A 17,971-nucleotide genomic window follows, 5' to 3' on the forward strand; every position below is an offset into this window, starting at 1 on the left:
AAATTAACTTACCTGGCGTTCGCGTTTCCACCAGCGGTAGCCTATGATGAACATGATCAATAATGGTGTAGCCATCAGGTACAGGATACCGCCATTCAGTCCCTTTGCCGGGCCTTCACCCAGCTGCATAGCCGTTTTTGTACAAATAGAACACTGCGCCTGCAACTCCTGAATAAAGGTAATTACTGCGATAATAACCGTGAGGCATACCCGCTTCTTCATCCGCTCCTATTTAAAAGTGATACCGCAAATTTACATAATCCAGTCAAGATAATTGTCACGATGTATGGTTGTGAAAGAGGCCTCCGGGTATGCTTTTGCAAAAGCAGCGGGCACTTTAGCCTGCTTCTCCAGCCATTTTAAATTCGTATGCTGTAGTAGTGCCTTCCGTTTCCTCTGTAAGATCTATCTCCTGCTGATCACAAGTACGCCAGAAATAGCTGTTTATATAAGCTTGCCGGTAAGCATTGTATTTGCTTCTTTCTCCCTGAATATAACTTTCCCACAAAGCTCCCGTGTTTTGCCGTACGGACAGTAATGAAAAACTATTCAAATAGCTGAACTGACGAATTTTGCATTGATTCCGTCAGTTAACTGACGGAATTATGATTTTTAGTTGTCCGGGGGTAAACAAAAAGGGCATATCTAACGATACGCCCTTTTAAGTATTCACTCATTAAACACTTACGCTTCTTCAGTCTTCATTGAACGGCTTACACGTTTACGCTCTTCTTCATCGAGAATCACCTTACGCATACGGATATTGTTAGGTGTTACTTCGATACACTCATCCTGCTGAATGTATTCCATACATTCTTCGAGGGTAAGCAATGTTTTAGGAGCGATGTTGGTGGCAGCGTCACTACCGCTTGCACGCATGTTGGTTAATTTTTTACCTTCAATAGCGTTTACGATAAGATCGCCTGGTTTAATATGCTCGGCAATGATCTGGCCTGCATACACCTCTTCTCCCGGATCAACGAAGAAAGTTCCCCTGTCCTGTAATTTATCGATAGAGTAACCTGTGGTAGTACCGGTTTGTTTTGCCAGCAATACACCATTGTTACGGCCAGGGATAACACCTTTCCAGGGTTTATATTCATTAAAGCGGTGCGCCATAACAGCTTCACCGGTTGTTGCTGTAAGCATTTGCGTACGTAAACCGATCAAACCACGGGAAGGGATTTCAAATTCCAGGTGTTGCATTTCACCTTTTGTTTCCATCACGTGCATTTCACCTTTACGACGGGTAACAAGGTCAATTACCTTGCTCGCGAATTCCTGGGGAACGTCTACTACCAGGTTTTCGTAAGGTTCCATTTTTTTACCGTCGATGGTTTTAACAATTACCTGGGGCTGACCCACAGTTAATTCATACCCTTCACGGCGCATGGTTTCTATCAATACGCCCAGGTGCAGGATACCACGACCGTATACCAGGAAGGTATCACCGTTGTCGGTATCTTTTACCCTGAGGGCAAGGTTCTTTTCAGTTTCCTTCATCAGGCGGTCACGGAGGTGACGGCTGGTAACGAATTTACCGTCCCTGCCAAAGAAAGGAGAGTTGTTGATGCTGAAGGTCATGTTCATGGTAGGCTCATCAACGCTGATCACCGGAAGTGCTTCCAGGATCTCAGCATCGGAGATGGTATCACCGATGTTGAAGCCTTCCAGACCTACTACTGCACAAAGGTCGCCCGCCAGTACTTCGGTCACCTTACGTTTGCCCATACCTTCGAATACGTATAATTCGCGTACTTTTTGTTTCTTAACAGAACCATCAGCCTGCATCAATGCGATCTGCTGACCTTCTTTGATAGAACCACGGGCTACTTTACCTACGGCAATACGGCCAAGGAAAGAAGAGTAGTCGAGGGAAGTGATCTGCATTTGCAATGCACCTTCGCTAACGGTAGGTGGCGGAACAAATTTCAGGATACCATCCATCAGGACATCAATATTTTCAGTAGGAGTCAATGAATCATTGAACCAGCCGTTTTTACCGCTACCATAGAAGGTAGGGAAATCGAGCTGTGCTTCGGTAGCGTCGAGGTTAAAGAACAGTTCGAAAACTGCGTCATGCACCTCGTCGGGGCGGCAGTTTGGCTTATCTACTTTATTGATAACAACGATAGGCTTCAGGTTCAGCTGTAAGGCTTTCTGAAGAACGAAGCGTGTTTGAGGCATTGGGCCTTCAAAAGCATCGACGAGAAGGATAACACCATCGGCCATCTTCAGTACACGCTCCACTTCACCTCCAAAGTCGGCGTGACCAGGAGTATCTATTACGTTGATTTTTACATCTTTATACGTAACCGCGGCATTTTTCGAGAAAATGGTGATGCCACGTTCTTTTTCCAGGTCGTTGCTGTCCATGATCAACTCACCTGCATCCTGGTTCTCACGGAATACCTTGGTACTTTTTAAGATATTGTCTACCAGCGTTGTTTTTCCGTGGTCAACGTGTGCGATAATCGCAATGTTTCTTATGTCCATAAAAATTTGACGGGTTTGAGACCAAGCTCTAGTAATATTACGTTTTAAGCCTCAAATTGGCCGCAAAGGTACTAAAATGCAACCGGCTGGTGAAATGAAAACGGTCTCTGATTGCATTTTTCACCTAAATTTAAAGCAGGACGGCTAAAACCACACGCATCGCACCTTATCGGCGTAGTTCGAACGGTTCAAAAATTTGGTTTTAAAAGACGCTGTAAGCTCCAAACCTCCCTTTAAACGGGATGCAGTGCGTAATCTCGACAGGTTTAAATCGTAGCTTAATCCAAAAGACCAGTCATACATATCTAATTTAACCACAGGGCATAACGCATCATTCCAGCGGAAAAAGCCCCCGAAATAGATCGACAGGCTCCGGGCATCCTCATCATAATCCTGTGCAATGTCGGTTCCGTACATCACCCCACCCAGGAACTGGCGGTTTCCGCCCTGCGAGAAATAGTCGGCATATAATATTACCCGGTTAAAATCGGATGTAGGTAAGGTTACCCCGGCGTTCACCACATATTTTTTATCGAGATGAACGTTTGAATTACTGGTATAGAAAGCCACTTTGGGTTTATTGAAATGAAATAAAGCCACTCCCAAGTAGAAACGGGCGTTCTCGCTAAATCCGCTGCTCAGGGTAACGCCTGTGCTGGCGTCCCAGTAGTTAAACCCTGTACGCTCAAATAGCTGCTGGGTAGGAACATTGGGATTATAAACACCGTCGACGTACTGATCATCCATTCTTACCTTGGTAGGATCGAACTGGCTGTTCACCGGGCCGGCCATGAAAGCAACGGAAAGATAATCATCGGTATTACCGCTCAGGGACTTATGATAGTTTACTACTGGCAGGATCTGGGTTCGTTTGAGCTTAATATCACCTGCTACATCGTGTGTTGCCTGTAAGCCTAAGGTAAGCCAGTCGTCCCATTGGTTAAGCGGAAATTTGACTTCTGCACTTAATGCCGATGTCTGGTAGGGAACAGTAATACTTGCCCACTGGTTGCGGAAAGCGCCGCTGATACGCATATCGCCTGTAAAAACACCCGCCAGCGCCGGGTTACGCAAAAGTGGTTTTTCATAGAATTGCGAAAAAGTAAGATCCTGTGCCCATGTCTTTGCTACAGCCATGAAAAACAGTACCGTTACCATAGTTTTCAACTTCAGATTCATAACGCGTCTTTTAGTAATAAAGCCGGGCTGCCGTTTCCGGCGCCCGGCTTTCGTTTTATTTTAATATCGCCACATTGCCTTTGTAAGTGAACATCTTATCGTCTTCACATATTACCTCGCATGTGTACACATATACTTCAGGTGAGGCCGGCACTCCATTCACCCGGCCATCCCATCCAAATGCTTTTTCATTTGGCGGGAAGTTGGCTTTGTCGAATACCATTTGTCCCCAGCGGTTGAAGATGCGGAACGATTTCACCTGCTTGATACCCTTGCCTCTTACCATCAGGATGTTATTGCTGGTTCCTGTTGGAACAAAAGCGTTGGGAATAAACACCTGTGTATTCTCGCAGAACGATGTAATGCAGATGGTGTCCCTGGCTTCGCAATGGAACACGTTCTCTGCGATTACCGAGTAACAAGCGTTTTTCTTAATAATGGCTGTTGGCAGTGCACAATCTGCGCAGCTCAGTTCTTTGGCGGGCGCCCATGACCATTTAGTGATAGGCCCGTTGCTAACTGCAGCAGCCAGTTGCAACTCTGTTCCTGTTGGCAATACCTTATCCGGGCCCAGTGACACTTTAGGCCAATTGCCTACTGTTATGGTAATGGTAGCCACATCGCGGAAGCAGTTCTTTTCATCGGTGCCTTCAACACGGTAAGTGGTAGTTAAAACAGGCGACGCCACAGGCGCTGCAATATTTGACACACTCAGTGAGGCGGCCGGAGTCCAGGTATACCTGTAAGTACCTTCTGCTTTCAACTGTACCGACTGGCCCACACATATCGTATCGTTTGGCGATACTGCTATTTTCGAAGGCTGTATCACATTCACGGTAACACTATCGCTGCTTACGCAACCGTAGTTGTTCATGCCTGATATTACATATTGTGTGGTAGCAGCAGGGCTGGCGACAGGATTAGCGCAACTGGTACAGGAAAGCCCTTCGGTAGGTGTCCATGCTACTGTAGTGGCGCCGGCTGCTCCGAGTTGAGCGCTTTGGCCTTTACAAATTGTAACATCCTTACTGATGCCTATTACCGGTGTCGGGTAAATAGTCATCGGCGATTTAACGGTATCGTAGCAACCATACTCTGTTCCGGTAATAAGCGTTGCCTGATAGATGCCACTGGTTGCATATTTGTTTTTCACGGTAACACCATCGGCTGTGGTGCCATTGCCGAAGGTCCAAGAATATAACGTTACAGGATCATCAGAAGTTACGACAGCTGTATATACAACCTCCTGCTGCACACAACCGCTGGCGCTGTTAACGATAGCTGCTTTCGGGTGGCGGTGTGGCTGGGCGTAGACCGGTGTGGTTACAGTATCCTTACAACCACTTACACTTGTAATGATAAGCGTTACCGGCCAGCTGTTGGTGCTGGTATAAGTATGCTGTGGCTGAGCGGAGGTTGCAGTACCGCCATCGCCAAAATCCCATGCCCTGGCGGCGATACCGAATCCTGAACGTGAGGTGTCCTGGAAGGCTATAACGCTATTGCCGCAACCTTGCTGCTGTACCTGGCTAAAGCCGGCTTTATAATAATCCACTTTTATCTGGTCCTGACCTTTTAACCATATACCGCAATCATTACGACGCAGCTGCACTGAAGGCGTGTAGGTTCCGGATTGTTTATAAACGTGATATACTATATTATCGTTGGTAACAAGCGTATCGCCGTCGCCGAATACCCAGGTATAACCTGTAGTGCGTACTGCGTAAGCTTCGAAACGCACAGGTTTATCTTTACAGATATAACCGAAGTCGTAGTTAAACTGTCCTTCCGGACCCTTTATCTCTACTGTTTTCGATGCGATGTAAGTACAGCCATGCGGATGAAGCGCTTCCATGGTAACGGTATAGTCGCCGTTTGCAGTGTAGGTATGTGTTACTACATCACCGGTAGCATTACTTCCATCGCCAAAGTTCCATTTGGTTAAAGCGGAAGGTTTGGTGGTGTTGGTAAATGTGATAGTGAAGGGAACACACTCACCCAAAAGCGTGCTGGCCGTGAAATCACCTGTCAGCGATGGTATTACCTTAACAGGTTTGGTGATACTTGCTTTACAGGAGATACCTCCGCTGTATTGGATCGCGCCCTCCATTGTTACATTGTAGGTATTGGCGGCTGTATACGCATGTTTCGGATCGGTGAGCGTTGATGTTTTACCGTCGCCGAAACTCCAGGTAATCCCGGTAACGGGATCGCTTTCGTTACGGAACGTGACAGAGTCTCCTATACATACTTCCCCGGGAACAGCAGTGAAGGTTACCTTTGGCGTTGCCAGTACTTCCACATTTTCGTAACCCGTAGTATCGCTACATCCGTTTGATGCCACAAGCGTGATCTGATACTTGCCCGGCTGGGTAAACTCATGGGAGATGGTTTCTATGCCGTTGGTAGTGTTCAGCTGGTTACCATCGCCAAAATCCCAATGGAAGGCATTGGCGCCGCGGGTGTTATTGTTGAAGTTCACTTTTAACGGGGCGCAACCAATACGTTCGTCGCCATTGACAGCCATATTCAATCTTACTGTATTAGGTGATACTACCAGGTTGTAGATCAATTCATCGGTGCCGCATTCGTTCACCGCCACCAGTTTTATCTTATAGGTTTGAGGTGTGTAAGTAATAAAGGTATGTTCAACAACACCTGTGGAAGTAGTGACCGTATCGGCGCTGCCGTCGTCAAAACTCCAGGTATAGGTTGTTCTTTCGCCCATTGAATTATTGTTGAATACAACATGGAACGGAGAACAACCACTTGTTTTGGAAGGCGTGAATGCTGCCTTGGGTTTTGACCTTACTGTAATGGGTACTATAAATTCATCGGTGGTACAAGCCGTTGTTATTGCGAGTTTTGCATGATAAATGGTATCTCTTCTTTCAGGGTTTATATCATATTCAATTTCGCCCGGATCGTATTCGGAAGAAGTTAAGCCATTTCCAAAATCCCAGGCATAACTCATGCGGGTGCTTGAAAGAGAAGTGTTGGTAAACTTCACTTTAACGGGGCCGCAACTGTTATCGGGGCTTACAGTAAAGGATGGATTGGCTGGTGCGGCAGAATAGAACTTCATATCCATACTGTCGGCCTTACAACCGAATTTGCTTGTTACAACCAGTTTAACAGTGACAGATTCGTCTGCTTTAGCGATCGTATAACCCGGGAAAATGGCATGTGTGCCTATTTCCTTATCATCCACTTTCCAGGTATAAACGTCATTGCGATCCGGGAACTCTGATGTTGCTATATTCTGTGCAGTAATATTAAAAGGGGCACAACCATTTGTTTTCAATGCAGAGAACAACGCCCTGGCATCGGGGTTCACCGTTTTGGTGATGGTATTGATGGTATTGTTTTGCAGGCCGCTACATAAGACGGTGCTTACTATCCTGCGATACTGAGTCGTTTGTGTAAGTATGCCGGGATCATAGTTCTGGCTGGTGGCTCCGGGGATCACTGCCCAGGTACTACCGTTATCAATGCTTTGTTCCCAGACATAAATGTAAGTGTTGTCGCCACCGGCAGGCAGGCTACCCTGGATCTCTGCAGCTGCCGTGTTAGTACAGATCGTTTCATTAGCCGACAGTGTATTATTTGCCAGGCCGGGTTGTACCGTTACTTTGGTAGGATCACTGTAAGTGTCGCACGGACCGGAAATAACATGGCGGCGCACATATACAGTTTTAGTGCCAATAAAGCTAAAATCAGCAGCAGTTGCATTGGTGCCAAAGTCTTTCCAGGTTATTTGGTTGTCATCGCTGTATTGCCACTGGTAAACATAGTGACCGGTACCTTTACCACCACTCACTTCCTGGCTCAGGATATTTACCAGCTGGCCTTCGCAAATGGTAATTGGCGTATTGTCGATCTTATTTACAAGCGGGGGATACACAGTTATGATCACTTCATCTTTTGCAGGCGGACAGGTGCCTTTATTGTCTATTTCCCACTGGAATTTATAAATGCCCGGTACAAGGCCGCTTATATCAAGTTGCGGCTTATTGAGATCACTTAGCGTCACTGCAGCGCCTTCTGTCTGGGACCATGTACCTGTTTCGCCAGCTGCCACAGCATTGGCTTGTAAGGTAGCATCGGTGCTGTTACACAATTCCTGATCGGGGCCTGCTTTTGCTATTGTAACCGGAGGCTTAATAGTAATAGTTGCTGGTGTTGAATAAACCGGAACGGTACAGAAACCATTAACGATCACCGCACGGAAGGTGGTTGTTTGCGGCAGGTTTTTGTACGGCAACGAGGTTTGCGTATTCGCAATATCTGTCCAGTTCGTTCCTCCGTCAATGGACGACTGCCATTTATTAACGGAACCGAAATAGCCGTTCAGAGTTAAGTTGTCGTCATCTGTGCCCTTACAGTAAGTAGCATCTTTTTCTGTGGTGCCGCCGATAGCGCTGGATGAAATAGTGACTGTTACACTCGCACTTTTAACCGGACAGGGGTCGTTACTTACACTCCAGTTGAACTTATATACGCCGGTAGTAAGGTCCGATAAATTCAATACGGGCTTGGTAACATCGCTCATTGTGGCTGTATTCACACCGGGCAGTTGTTCCCATTTACCTTTCTCGTTTCCAACAGGCGTATTACCTGTTAATGTGGCTGTTGACACATTACATAGTTTGAGATCGCTGCCTGCATTTGCTGCCGAAACAGGTTCTACCACGGTAATTTCGGTGGGGGTAGAATAGGCCTCGGGGCAGGACCCGTTTTTAACACGCGCCCTGAACCAGGTGGTAGCAGTAAGATTTGAATAACCGTAATCTGTTACATTGGCGTTACCGACATCGGTCCAGGGACCGTTTTTGCCGGAGGCTGTTTGCCATGATACCACCGTGCCTACATGGCCGGTAAGTTTAACGGTTCCGTTATTGATACTCTTACATACTTTATCATCGTCGCCGGTGGTTCCGCCAACAGTTGGCGCTGATACAAATGCCCTGACAGATGGCGTTTCAATAGTTGCAGGACAACTGCTGTTGGCGCCCGAAGAAATGACAACGGCTCTTACATCAAAGGTATCCTGCACATTCGGGAATTGAATGGTGGCGGTGGTATTGGATATATCCTGCCATGTTCCTCCATGTTCCGGATCAGGATTATATTGCCATTTTGAAATTGCACCTGTAAAGCCTGAAAGTGTAAAGTCGATGTTTGAGCCGGCACATACTTTAGGCGTTGTTGTAATTACGCCGCCACTTACTGGTGTTTCATACACTTCTACCGTTACTTCATCGCTTTTCGAAGGGCAGCCAGCATCTCCTGCTACTGTCCATTTTAATATATAGGTTCCGGGGTTTGAGAACGAAAACTCGGTGTTAGCCGTAGTTGTACTTTTAAAACTATAAGTACTGCCTGCAGGCCTTGAAGTAATGGACCAGGTACCTGTTTCATAAGAGCGTGTCACTGCTGCTGCTCCAAGGGTTACCTTGTTGCTGGCAGAACCGCTTTCGAATGTACAGAATACAATGTCTTTACCGGCATCAGGCGCTGATACTTCGGGACGCACATAAATAGTTACATCGTCGTCGGAAGCCGGACAGGTATTGCCGTCTCCTGTGATGGTCCACTTGAAAGTATATTCATTGCCTTCCTGCAAGCCGGTTACACGTGTATTATAGATAGCAGGATTTACAATTGCAGCAGCCGGTGTTGATGTCAAAGTCCATTTACCCGTTCCTACGGTTGGGGTATTACCGGCGAGTGTTACTTCTGTTGCCTGGCATAACTTCTGGTCCGTTCCTGCTTTCGCAGCAGTAACTCTCGGCCGTACTTCTATCGATTGGGTTGCAGGGTCGCTTAAACAACCTTCAGGGCTTTTGGCGGTGATGGTATAGGTTACTGTACCCGGATTATTAGAGGTATTAGACAACTGATCTTTAATCGTTACAATATTGGATGCGTCTGTAGTTCCCCCGGCTTTATTGCCGGTAACGGGCGTTGTTGCAGGTGTTGTCCATGCGTAAAACGTATTGCTTATTGTACTCTCAAGTTTAATGGAAGTTGAATTGCCGCTACATATAATTGTTTCGTCGGGCTTAACGGTTAATGTTGGCCTGGGGTGTACCGTAACTGTATAAGTATAAGAAGTTCCTGTACAATTATTGGCATACGGCGTGATTGTGTATTCAACAACCGCCTTTACAGCGTTTGAGTTGTTGGTAAGCGGTTCTGTAATAGGATTGGTAGTTGCCGTTACCTGGTTATGGAACCCGGTAGCGCTTCCTTCTATCAGCTTGGCAGTCCAGGTAAATGTGCTGCCTATAACGGAAGATACCGGCTGGTAAGTTTGCTTGCCTTCCGAACATATTTTATCTGTTGCATTAGTACCGAAGTTGTCGGGGAAAAATTTCACTTTGATGGTATCTTTCTCCACCGGGCATACGCTGTTAACAGGCGTTACAGTATAGGTAAGGATTACAGAGCCGTTTTTCTTATCGTTGGTTCCGAATTTATAATCTGTATTATCGGTAGTGGTTTTTGTAAACGTACCGTCGGCGCCTGCATTTTGCGACCATACAGTACCACTTGCTGCTCCGCCGTTGTGCTGGCCTTCGAGGTTGATGCTGGTTGCGTCATAACACAAGGTTATGCCCCTGGCAGGTTTTGTAATGCTAACAGAAAGCGCCTGAGAAAATGTAATATCCTGTGAAGCTGTATTGTCGCCGCAGTCGTTTCCGAACTTCACTGTTACCGTGTATTTCGCGTAGTCCTTAAACTTAATAGTAGGATAGCGGTCTGTGGCCGACGAGTTCACCCATTCAAAAGCACCACCTGTAACGGTCCATTGATAAATACCATTTGTAGTGCTATAGTCAGGGAAATGGTTGGGCGTGTTCTTGGAGAACTCCAGTGTTTGCGTACCACAATACACCTTGGCGGAAGGCAGGCTTACACTATTTTGATATACATTCACCTTTTGATTTTTGCTGAACGTACCGCATGAATTAGATACGTTATGCTTTATATAGTAAGTGCCTGCTTTTTTAAATGTAAAAGTAGGATAAGAGCCGGTGAGTGCTTTATCGGCTATATAGCTTGAGGTAGGTGCATCTTTACCAGTGACACTGTCTATTATTTGCCAGCTTTCTGTAAAGGGGATTGCAGCATTGCAGAAAAACTTACCTGTAGCTGTATCCTGGCTGGTTTTTACCGGTGTATTGTTGTTTACACAGACCCAGTTCTTGTCTATTTTAAAATTGGGATCCGGTTCATCTTCTATACATATGGTTTTGGTTATAGATGTGTCTTTACAAGCCAGGTTTGACATTTGCAGCGTAACAGTATGTATACCTGTTTTGGTAAATGTATAGTCGAGATTTGGTGGAGTAGCGGTTGGTTGTTCATCCTGCGTTTTGGATACTCTGATTCCGTCTACAAACCAGATAAAGGTGGCTAATCCGGAGCAATCGTAAGAAAGAGTACCCTTGCCGATCAAGCTGGTATTGGTGAATCTAACCTTTTTGTTTACGCAACTGGGATTGTTATAGGTAAAGCGGGGTTCGGGTCTTTCATAGACCAGGATACTGGTTCCGATATTTGTATTGGGGCAAACGCCACCTGTAAACGGTTTTGAAAACCTGATGGTTACATTAAACTTATTATTTGTGTTGCCGCAGGATGTTTTCTTATATACGTGTTCAATTGTTCCCTTCAGCAATTCCATGAGCTGGTAGTAAGTATATACTTCGCGGGCAGTACCATCGTCCCAGTCGATGTAGTATTGCATACCCTTGTAGTTATCCCCGATACCTTTAATGTTATCTGTGGCAATACCAAGTTTTACAGTATCCAATGAATTGGTACATCTGTCGGGTTTGCCCGGGTTGGAGAGATTCAAGGATGCGTTGTTGTTAACGATCGTGTATGACTTGCTTGACTTTACGCCGCCCTTTTCCGCAGTTACAATAAAAGTATAGTCTGTAAGGTCTGTAAGGTCCAGTTTCCAGCTGTTATTAGCGGCATCAAACGGTACATTAATCGCTGCTCCGGTAGCGTTGTTAATGAGTACACCCTGAACAGTTGCTCCTGTGGTGGATGTATTGTTAAGAACAATCTGGTTTTTAATGTCACCGGCGCACCATCCAAAAATTGCGTTGGTTTCCAGTACAAGATAGGAGTAAAGGGGGGTAACCGATGCCGTTACCGGTGATCCGGCAGCTATGGTGATAGTACATTCGGCGCTGGTTGTTGCTGGTTTGCTGGTGGTGATACGGATCTTGTAAGTGCCTGGCGGCGTGCCAGCGGGTATTAAACCCTGTATTTGCGGGGTATAAATACCGGTAAAAGAACCAATTGGGGTTGTACTGACAAAATTTCCCGCTGCATTCGATAGATACACCTGGAATTTGTTGGTACTATCTGTGATCACTTCTGTTGTTTTGACCGGGATACCAATGGTTCCGCCGGCAGCGTATGGACCTGCCGGAATATTGGCGCAATCAATGTTTGTTTTTTGCGCCAATGACCCGAAACTCAAGGTCAGCATGGTGAAAATCAACAGTAAGCAGGGGATGTGCCTGAATGGGGGGCGTGTTTTGTTTTTCATACAAATTGAGATATGGGCGATCATTTAAAATGAACTCGTCGTCTTGTAGTCTTAGCTTCGCTTTTGGGTGATAAATTCAGGATAAGGTAGGCAGGTATTGCAGTTCGTCTTTTCACTTAAACAAGGGTGTATAATTTGCATCATTCCGGGTGAACGGGTTGTATAATAAAATCCACATTGCGGTTTATCAAGAACCCTGCCCCTGCTGTCTTTTTGTCTTCCCTCAAATGAGGGTCATCGTTAAGAAGGTGGTAAATTCCTGCCATTGGCCAGAATAATTCTATTTGGCGATATTATTGAGTATTTTTGGCCTTCGGATTCGCTTTACCCTATGTGAAAGAACAGTTTATCTAACGATTTTTTAAAGACATGAGTTACACATCAGAAACACTACCTCCTGTGGCAGAAAGAAACAGCACTATGGCAGAGGGGGGTGGAAGCAAAGGCAGAAAACGAAAATTCGTTTATCTCGTAAACCCTATCTCAGGAACCTCTAAAAAAGAGGCGCTTGTAAAGCTGATCAAATCTATCAGCAAGCAGCGCAAACTGAGCTACGAAATAATTCCCACAAGTTCAACAGGCAACTACGATTATCTCGCCGACCGTATTATTGAAGAGGAAATCACGGATGTAGTTATTGTAGGTGGCGACGGTACAGTTAACCAGGTGATAGGTGCGCTTCGCGGCCTGCCTGTGCGTTTTGGCATTATCCCTTTCGGCAGCGGAAATGGTCTTGCCCTTTCAGCGGGTATTCCCAAAAAGCCCAAGGAGGCATTTGAACTTATTCTTTCGGGGAATGCTCATCCGGTAGATGGCTTTATGGTGAATGATAAGTTTTCCTGTATGCTCACAGGCCTTGGTTTTGACGCACAAGTGGCGCATGACTTTGCCGCCAGATCGTCACGCGGGCTTATGACATATACGCAGCAAAGTATCATCAACTATTTTAAAGCGCAGCCTTACCAGTTTGAAATTGTGCTTGATAATATTTCTTTCTTTACCGATGCCTTTTTCCTTTGCGTAGCCAACAGCAACCAGTTTGGCAACAATTTCACCATTGCCCCGCTGGCGAGCCTGCAGGACGGACTGCTGGATATTGTGATTGTTCAGAAAATGAGTAAAGCCAGGCTGCCTTTTGCCGTACTCCGGCAGATCAGGGGTAATAACAAACTCCAGCAGCTGGTGGAGGACATGGCCAATAAAAACGTACTCTATTTTCAAACGCCCTCCATTACCATCAAGAATCTGAAGCTGGCGCCTATGCATATTGACGGGGAGCCCCGGGAAACTGAGGAATCACTGAAAATAGAGATCCTTCCGCGTTGCTTTCAGCTCATCCGCAACGTGTGATAAAAAAAATGACAAACCATTAACCTTTGCTTACTTTTGTTGGAAGTAAGCATTTGAAGGAAGATTTTATGGAATATAATACCGAAAGAAATTATCTAACAATGAAAGAATACGGCCGTCATATTCAAAAGATGGTCGATTATCTTTTAACCATAGAGGATAGAGAAACGCGTCAGCAGCAAACCAAAGTGGTAATAGAGCTGATGGGATTTCTGAATCCACATCTGAAGAATGTGGAAGATTTCAGGCATATGCTCTGGGACCACCTTTTTTATATCAGCGATTTTAAACTGGATGTAGACAGTCCGTACCCGGTTCCTTCAAAAGAAACTTACAAAGCCAAGCCACAGCCGCTGCCTTATCCTAAAAGGTATCCGAGGTATTCGCACCTTGGCAAGAACCTGGAGGTGGTGATCGATAAAGCGCTGAAAGAAGAAGACGGCGAGAAAAAAGCAGGTTTTGCCCATGCGATAGCTTACTATATGAAGCTTGCTTATTCCAACTGGCATAAAGAACTTGTTCATGACGATGCTATCCGTGCCGAAATGAACTCTCTTACCGGTGGTGAGCTGGAATTCAGCAATACGCCGTATATCAAACACCGTCCTGCGCCGTTCGAGCGCGACGAGTACCGTACACCTGCGCGTGGCGGCCGCCATCAGAACTTCAAGAGCCGTGGTAACAACAACAATAACAATCGTAACAACGGCGGCGGCAACAATCGCGGCGGTGGCGGCAACAACGCCAATCGTAGCAACAACGGTAATAACAACCGTAACCAGAATTTCAAAAAGCGATTTAAGTAGCACTTAATATCCTAACACATTATGGCTTCTTTTGAAGTAAAAGGTGGTAATAAACTGAATGGTACTATTGTGCCCCAGGGTGCAAAAAACGAGGCGCTCCAGATTATCTCCGCAGTACTGCTCACCGCAGAAGAGGTGACAGTTTCGAACATCCCCGATATTCTCGATGTAAACCTACTTATAGAACTGCTTGAGGATATGGGCGTTAAAGTATCACGGCCTTCCCGTGATACCTGCATCTTCAAAGCGGATGCTGTTGACGCTGATTATCTTGCTTCAGAGGCTTTCCGCAATAAAGGCGGCAAGCTCCGCGGCAGTGTTATGGTTGCAGGGCCTATGCTTGCCCGTTTCAAAAAGGCTTTTATTCCCAAACCCGGTGGTGATAAGATAGGCCGCCGCAGGCTTGATACCCATATTATAGGATTTGAGAAACTGGGCGCCCAATTCGATTATCATGACGAAGAAGGGTTCTTCCAGCTCAGTTCTCCGCGTTTGAAAGGCACTTTTATGCTGCTTGACGAGCCTTCTGTTACGGGCACTGCCAATATTGTAATGGCGGCAACCCTTGCTGAAGGAACGACCACTATTTATAATGCTGCCTGCGAACCTTATGTTCAGCAGCTTTGCAAAATGCTCAACAGCATGGGCGCCCGGATCAGCGGAATAGGCAGTAACCTGCTTACTATTGAAGGGGTTACAGCACTTGGAGGCACCTCGCACCGGATGCTGCCTGATATGATAGAGGTGGGTAGTTTCATTGGGATGGCTGCCATGACTCAAAGTGAGATCACTATTAAAGGTGCGGGTGTTGAACATCTTGGCGTTATTCCGGATAAATTCCGGCAGCTGGGTATACAGCTTGAGATCAGGGGTGACGATATTTATATTCCTGCCCAGGAAAAATATGAAATAACAACTTTCCTGGACGGTTCCGTACTAACCGTTTACGATCATCCCTGGCCGGGCTTTACTCCTGATTTGCTGAGCATTATGCTTGTTGTAGCTACGCAGGCGGTGGGCAGTGTGCTTATTCATCAGAAGATGTTTGAAAGCCGTCTTTTCTTTGTCGATAAATTACTTGACATGGGGGCCCAGATCATTCTTTGTGATCCTCACAGGGCAACGGTTATTGGTCTTGGCAGAAAACATAAACTTCGCGGGATCACCATGAGCAGCCCGGACATACGTGCGGGACAGGCACTGCTTATTGCGGCGCTCAGCGCTGAGGGGACGAGCATTATCCAGAATATCGAGCAAATAGACAGGGGTTACCAATATATTGACGAGCGCCTTCGCCAGCTTGGCGCCGAGATAAGGAGGTTGTAGGCATCCGAAAACAGGTGACCTTCGCCATTTTGTACCGGGATAGGGAGGTTGCGGGTATTGGGATAACAAGGAGCTTTCCTTTCACCAGTCCGGCGCCGGGATAGAGAGTTTGCGGGTATTGGGATGGCTGGTTAGGGGAAAATGCTGCCATCCGGAGAGCCCCGGACGGAGCAAGTGCGATGCAAGTGCGATGCAAGTGCGATGCAAGTGCGATACCAGTGCGATGTAAGTGCGATACCAGTGCGATGTAAGTGCGCTGTAAGTTCGGTTTAGGTATACTGATGGCATATCCATGGCATACCCCCTATTTGTACCGGACGGCATATCCATGGCATACCCGCGGTTTGTACCGGACTTTAAAAAGCCAGACGGGCTGACCGAAACAAATTGGTCAGCCCGTCTGGCTTTTTAGTTGTTGTTATTTAAAGAAGATGGCAATTGTGGGGACTATGCCATTATTTGTGCTCTATGGCGTCGGCTATCCGGCGGCGGGCGGCTTTGGTATTGAAGGGCTCTACCTTGGTGAAACGTTTGAGGCCTATATGCATCATGCGGAGTTCATCGCCTTCGGCGAAGGAGTTGAGGGCGTCTTTGCCGGATTTGTTGATGCGGTCGGCAGCGTCGTAAAGATAAGTTCTCATGATATCGAGGGTGAGGCTATTGGCGGCTTCACCGGATTGGCCGACGAGTTTCATTGCTCTTAACAGGGCGCTTTCGGCGTGATAGGTTTCTATGGCCATATCGGCGATGTGCATGAGTAATTCCTGTTCTTTATCGAGGCCCATCATGAATTTCTGAACGGCGGCGCCGGCAGTCATAAGGATCGCCTTCTTGAAGTTGACGATGTATTTGCGTTCTTTTGCGAAGGGGGCGTCGTCGCTGTCGCCGAAGTCGGGGATACTCATCAATTCTTTGGAGACGGCGAGTGCGGGGCCCATCAGGTTGAGTTTACCTTTCATGGCACGTTTGAGTGTCATATCGAGGGTGAGCAGGCGATTGATCTCGTTTGTGCCTTCATAGATCCTGTTGATGCGGCTGTCGCGGTAGGCTTTACTTATTGAATATTCATCGCTGAAGCCGTTACCGCCGTGTACCTGTACACCTTCATCGACCACGAAGTCGAGCGTTTCGCTGCCGAAGACTTTTAAGATAGCGCATTCGATCGCATATTCTTCGGCGGCGCCGAGCAAGGCCTTGTTAAAGGGTTCGCCGGCTTCGATGAGGGAATGTTCTTTATCGGCGATCCATTTGGCGGCGCGATACAGGCCACTTTCGGCAACCCATATGCGAATGGTCATTTCGGCGAGTTTGTGTTTGATAGCGCCGAAGTTGAAGATGGGCTGTTTGAACTGTTCGCGGGTGTGCGCATACTGCACGGTGTTGGCCAATGCTGCTTTGGCTCCGCCGAGGGCTGCGGCATCGAGTTTCAGGCGGCCGATGTTTAAGATGTTAAAGGCTATGACGTGGCCCCGGCCTATTTCGCCCAGAACATTTTCTGCGGGGACCTTGCAGTCCTGGAAATACAATTGTACGGTAGAGGAGCCTTTGATGCCCATTTTATGTTCTTCGGGCCCCTGGGTAAAGCCTTCCATTCCGCGTTCTACGATGAAAGCGGTGAATTTATCTCCATCTACTTTAGCGAAGACGGTGTAGACGTCGGCAAAGCCTCCGTTAGTGATCCAGCATTTTTGTCCATTGAGGATGTAATGTTTACCATCATCGGACAGGCGGGCGGTGGTTTTGGCCCCGAGGGCGTCGCTACCGCTATCGGGTTCGGTGAGGCCGTAGGCGCCTTTCCATTCGCCGCTTGCGAGTTTGGGGATATACTTTTCTTTTTGTGCATCGGTGCCGAAGTAGAGGATGGGCAGGGAGCCAATGCCGGTGTGGGCTGCTATGGCCACAGAAAAGGAATGACCAGCACCCAGTCCTTCGTTCACGATGGTAGCGGTGATAAAGTCTTTACCCAGTCCGCCATATTGTTCGGGGAAGGCGGTGGCGAGGAGGCCTTGTTCGCCTGCTTTTTCAAGGAGCGCCGGCATAAGACCTGGTTCAAGTTTTTCGATGCGGTCGGCCACGGGCAGCACTTCTGTCTGCAGAAACTGGTGGCACATATCCATAATCATTCTTTCTTCTTCGGAGAAGTCTTCAGGAATAAAGGTATTGGCAGGATCCGATTCCTTTATGAGCCATTCGCCACCGGTGATGGCTGTTGCCTGGGTTGTTTCGGTAGACATAGTGC

General features: G+C 46.9%; 9 protein-coding genes. 3 read left to right on the top strand and 6 right to left on the bottom strand.

Translation table 11 applies throughout. The features are described 5' to 3' along the window. Window positions 1-3: 3 nt before the first annotated feature. From ESB13_RS22605 to ESB13_RS22625, 5 genes are all read right to left on the bottom strand, one after another. Window positions 4-222 (bottom strand): hypothetical protein, encoded by a 219-nt coding sequence (locus ESB13_RS22605; RefSeq protein ID WP_129006147.1) that lies wholly within the window; start codon window positions 220-222, stop codon window positions 4-6. Window positions 223-337: 115 nt separating this feature from the next. Then, entirely contained in the window at window positions 338-553 is a 216-nt protein-coding gene (locus ESB13_RS22610) for a DUF4143 domain-containing protein (RefSeq protein ID WP_220399749.1), read from the bottom strand. A 131-nt stretch (window positions 554-684) separates the two neighbouring features. Then, on the bottom strand, window positions 685-2,496 hold the full coding sequence (gene typA, locus ESB13_RS22615; RefSeq protein WP_129006151.1) for a translational GTPase TypA: 1,812 nt from the start codon (window positions 2,494-2,496) through the stop codon (window positions 685-687). A gap of 144 nt (window positions 2,497-2,640) precedes the next feature. Then, window positions 2,641-3,675 carry a PorP/SprF family type IX secretion system membrane protein gene (locus ESB13_RS22620; protein ID WP_129006153.1) on the bottom strand — a complete coding sequence of 345 codons (1,035 nt, stop codon included), beginning with the start codon at window positions 3,673-3,675 and terminating at the stop codon, window positions 2,641-2,643. 55 nt (window positions 3,676-3,730) lie between these two features. Then, a complete protein-coding gene (locus ESB13_RS22625; protein WP_164974323.1) occupies window positions 3,731-12,250 on the bottom strand; it encodes a PKD domain-containing protein in 8,520 nt (2,839 codons plus the stop codon). A 369-nt stretch (window positions 12,251-12,619) separates the two neighbouring features. Here ESB13_RS22625 and ESB13_RS22630 point away from each other — a divergent pair, with 369 nt between their 5' ends. The 3 genes from ESB13_RS22630 to murA all read left to right on the top strand — a co-directional run bounded on the left by ESB13_RS22630 (window position 12,620) and on the right by murA (window position 15,732). Beyond that, a complete protein-coding gene (locus tag ESB13_RS22630; RefSeq protein WP_246022660.1) occupies window positions 12,620-13,600 on the top strand; it encodes a diacylglycerol/lipid kinase family protein in 981 nt (326 codons plus the stop codon). A 101-nt stretch (window positions 13,601-13,701) separates the two neighbouring features. Next, window positions 13,702-14,406, top strand: a complete 705-nt coding sequence (locus tag ESB13_RS22635) for a DUF4290 domain-containing protein (protein WP_246022661.1) — start codon at window positions 13,702-13,704, stop codon at window positions 14,404-14,406. Window positions 14,407-14,427: 21 nt separating this feature from the next. Then, on the top strand, window positions 14,428-15,732 hold the full coding sequence (gene murA, locus ESB13_RS22640; RefSeq protein WP_129006157.1) for a UDP-N-acetylglucosamine 1-carboxyvinyltransferase: 1,305 nt from the start codon (window positions 14,428-14,430) through the stop codon (window positions 15,730-15,732). A 455-nt stretch (window positions 15,733-16,187) separates the two neighbouring features. Here murA and ESB13_RS22645 read toward each other — a convergent pair whose 3' ends face one another. Continuing rightward, on the bottom strand, window positions 16,188-17,966 hold the full coding sequence (locus ESB13_RS22645; RefSeq protein WP_129006159.1) for an acyl-CoA dehydrogenase family protein: 1,779 nt from the start codon (window positions 17,964-17,966) through the stop codon (window positions 16,188-16,190). Window positions 17,967-17,971: the final 5 nt, after the last annotated feature.

The organism is Filimonas effusa, assembly GCF_004118675.1.
GTDB lineage: Bacteria > Bacteroidota > Bacteroidia > Chitinophagales > Chitinophagaceae > Filimonas > Filimonas effusa.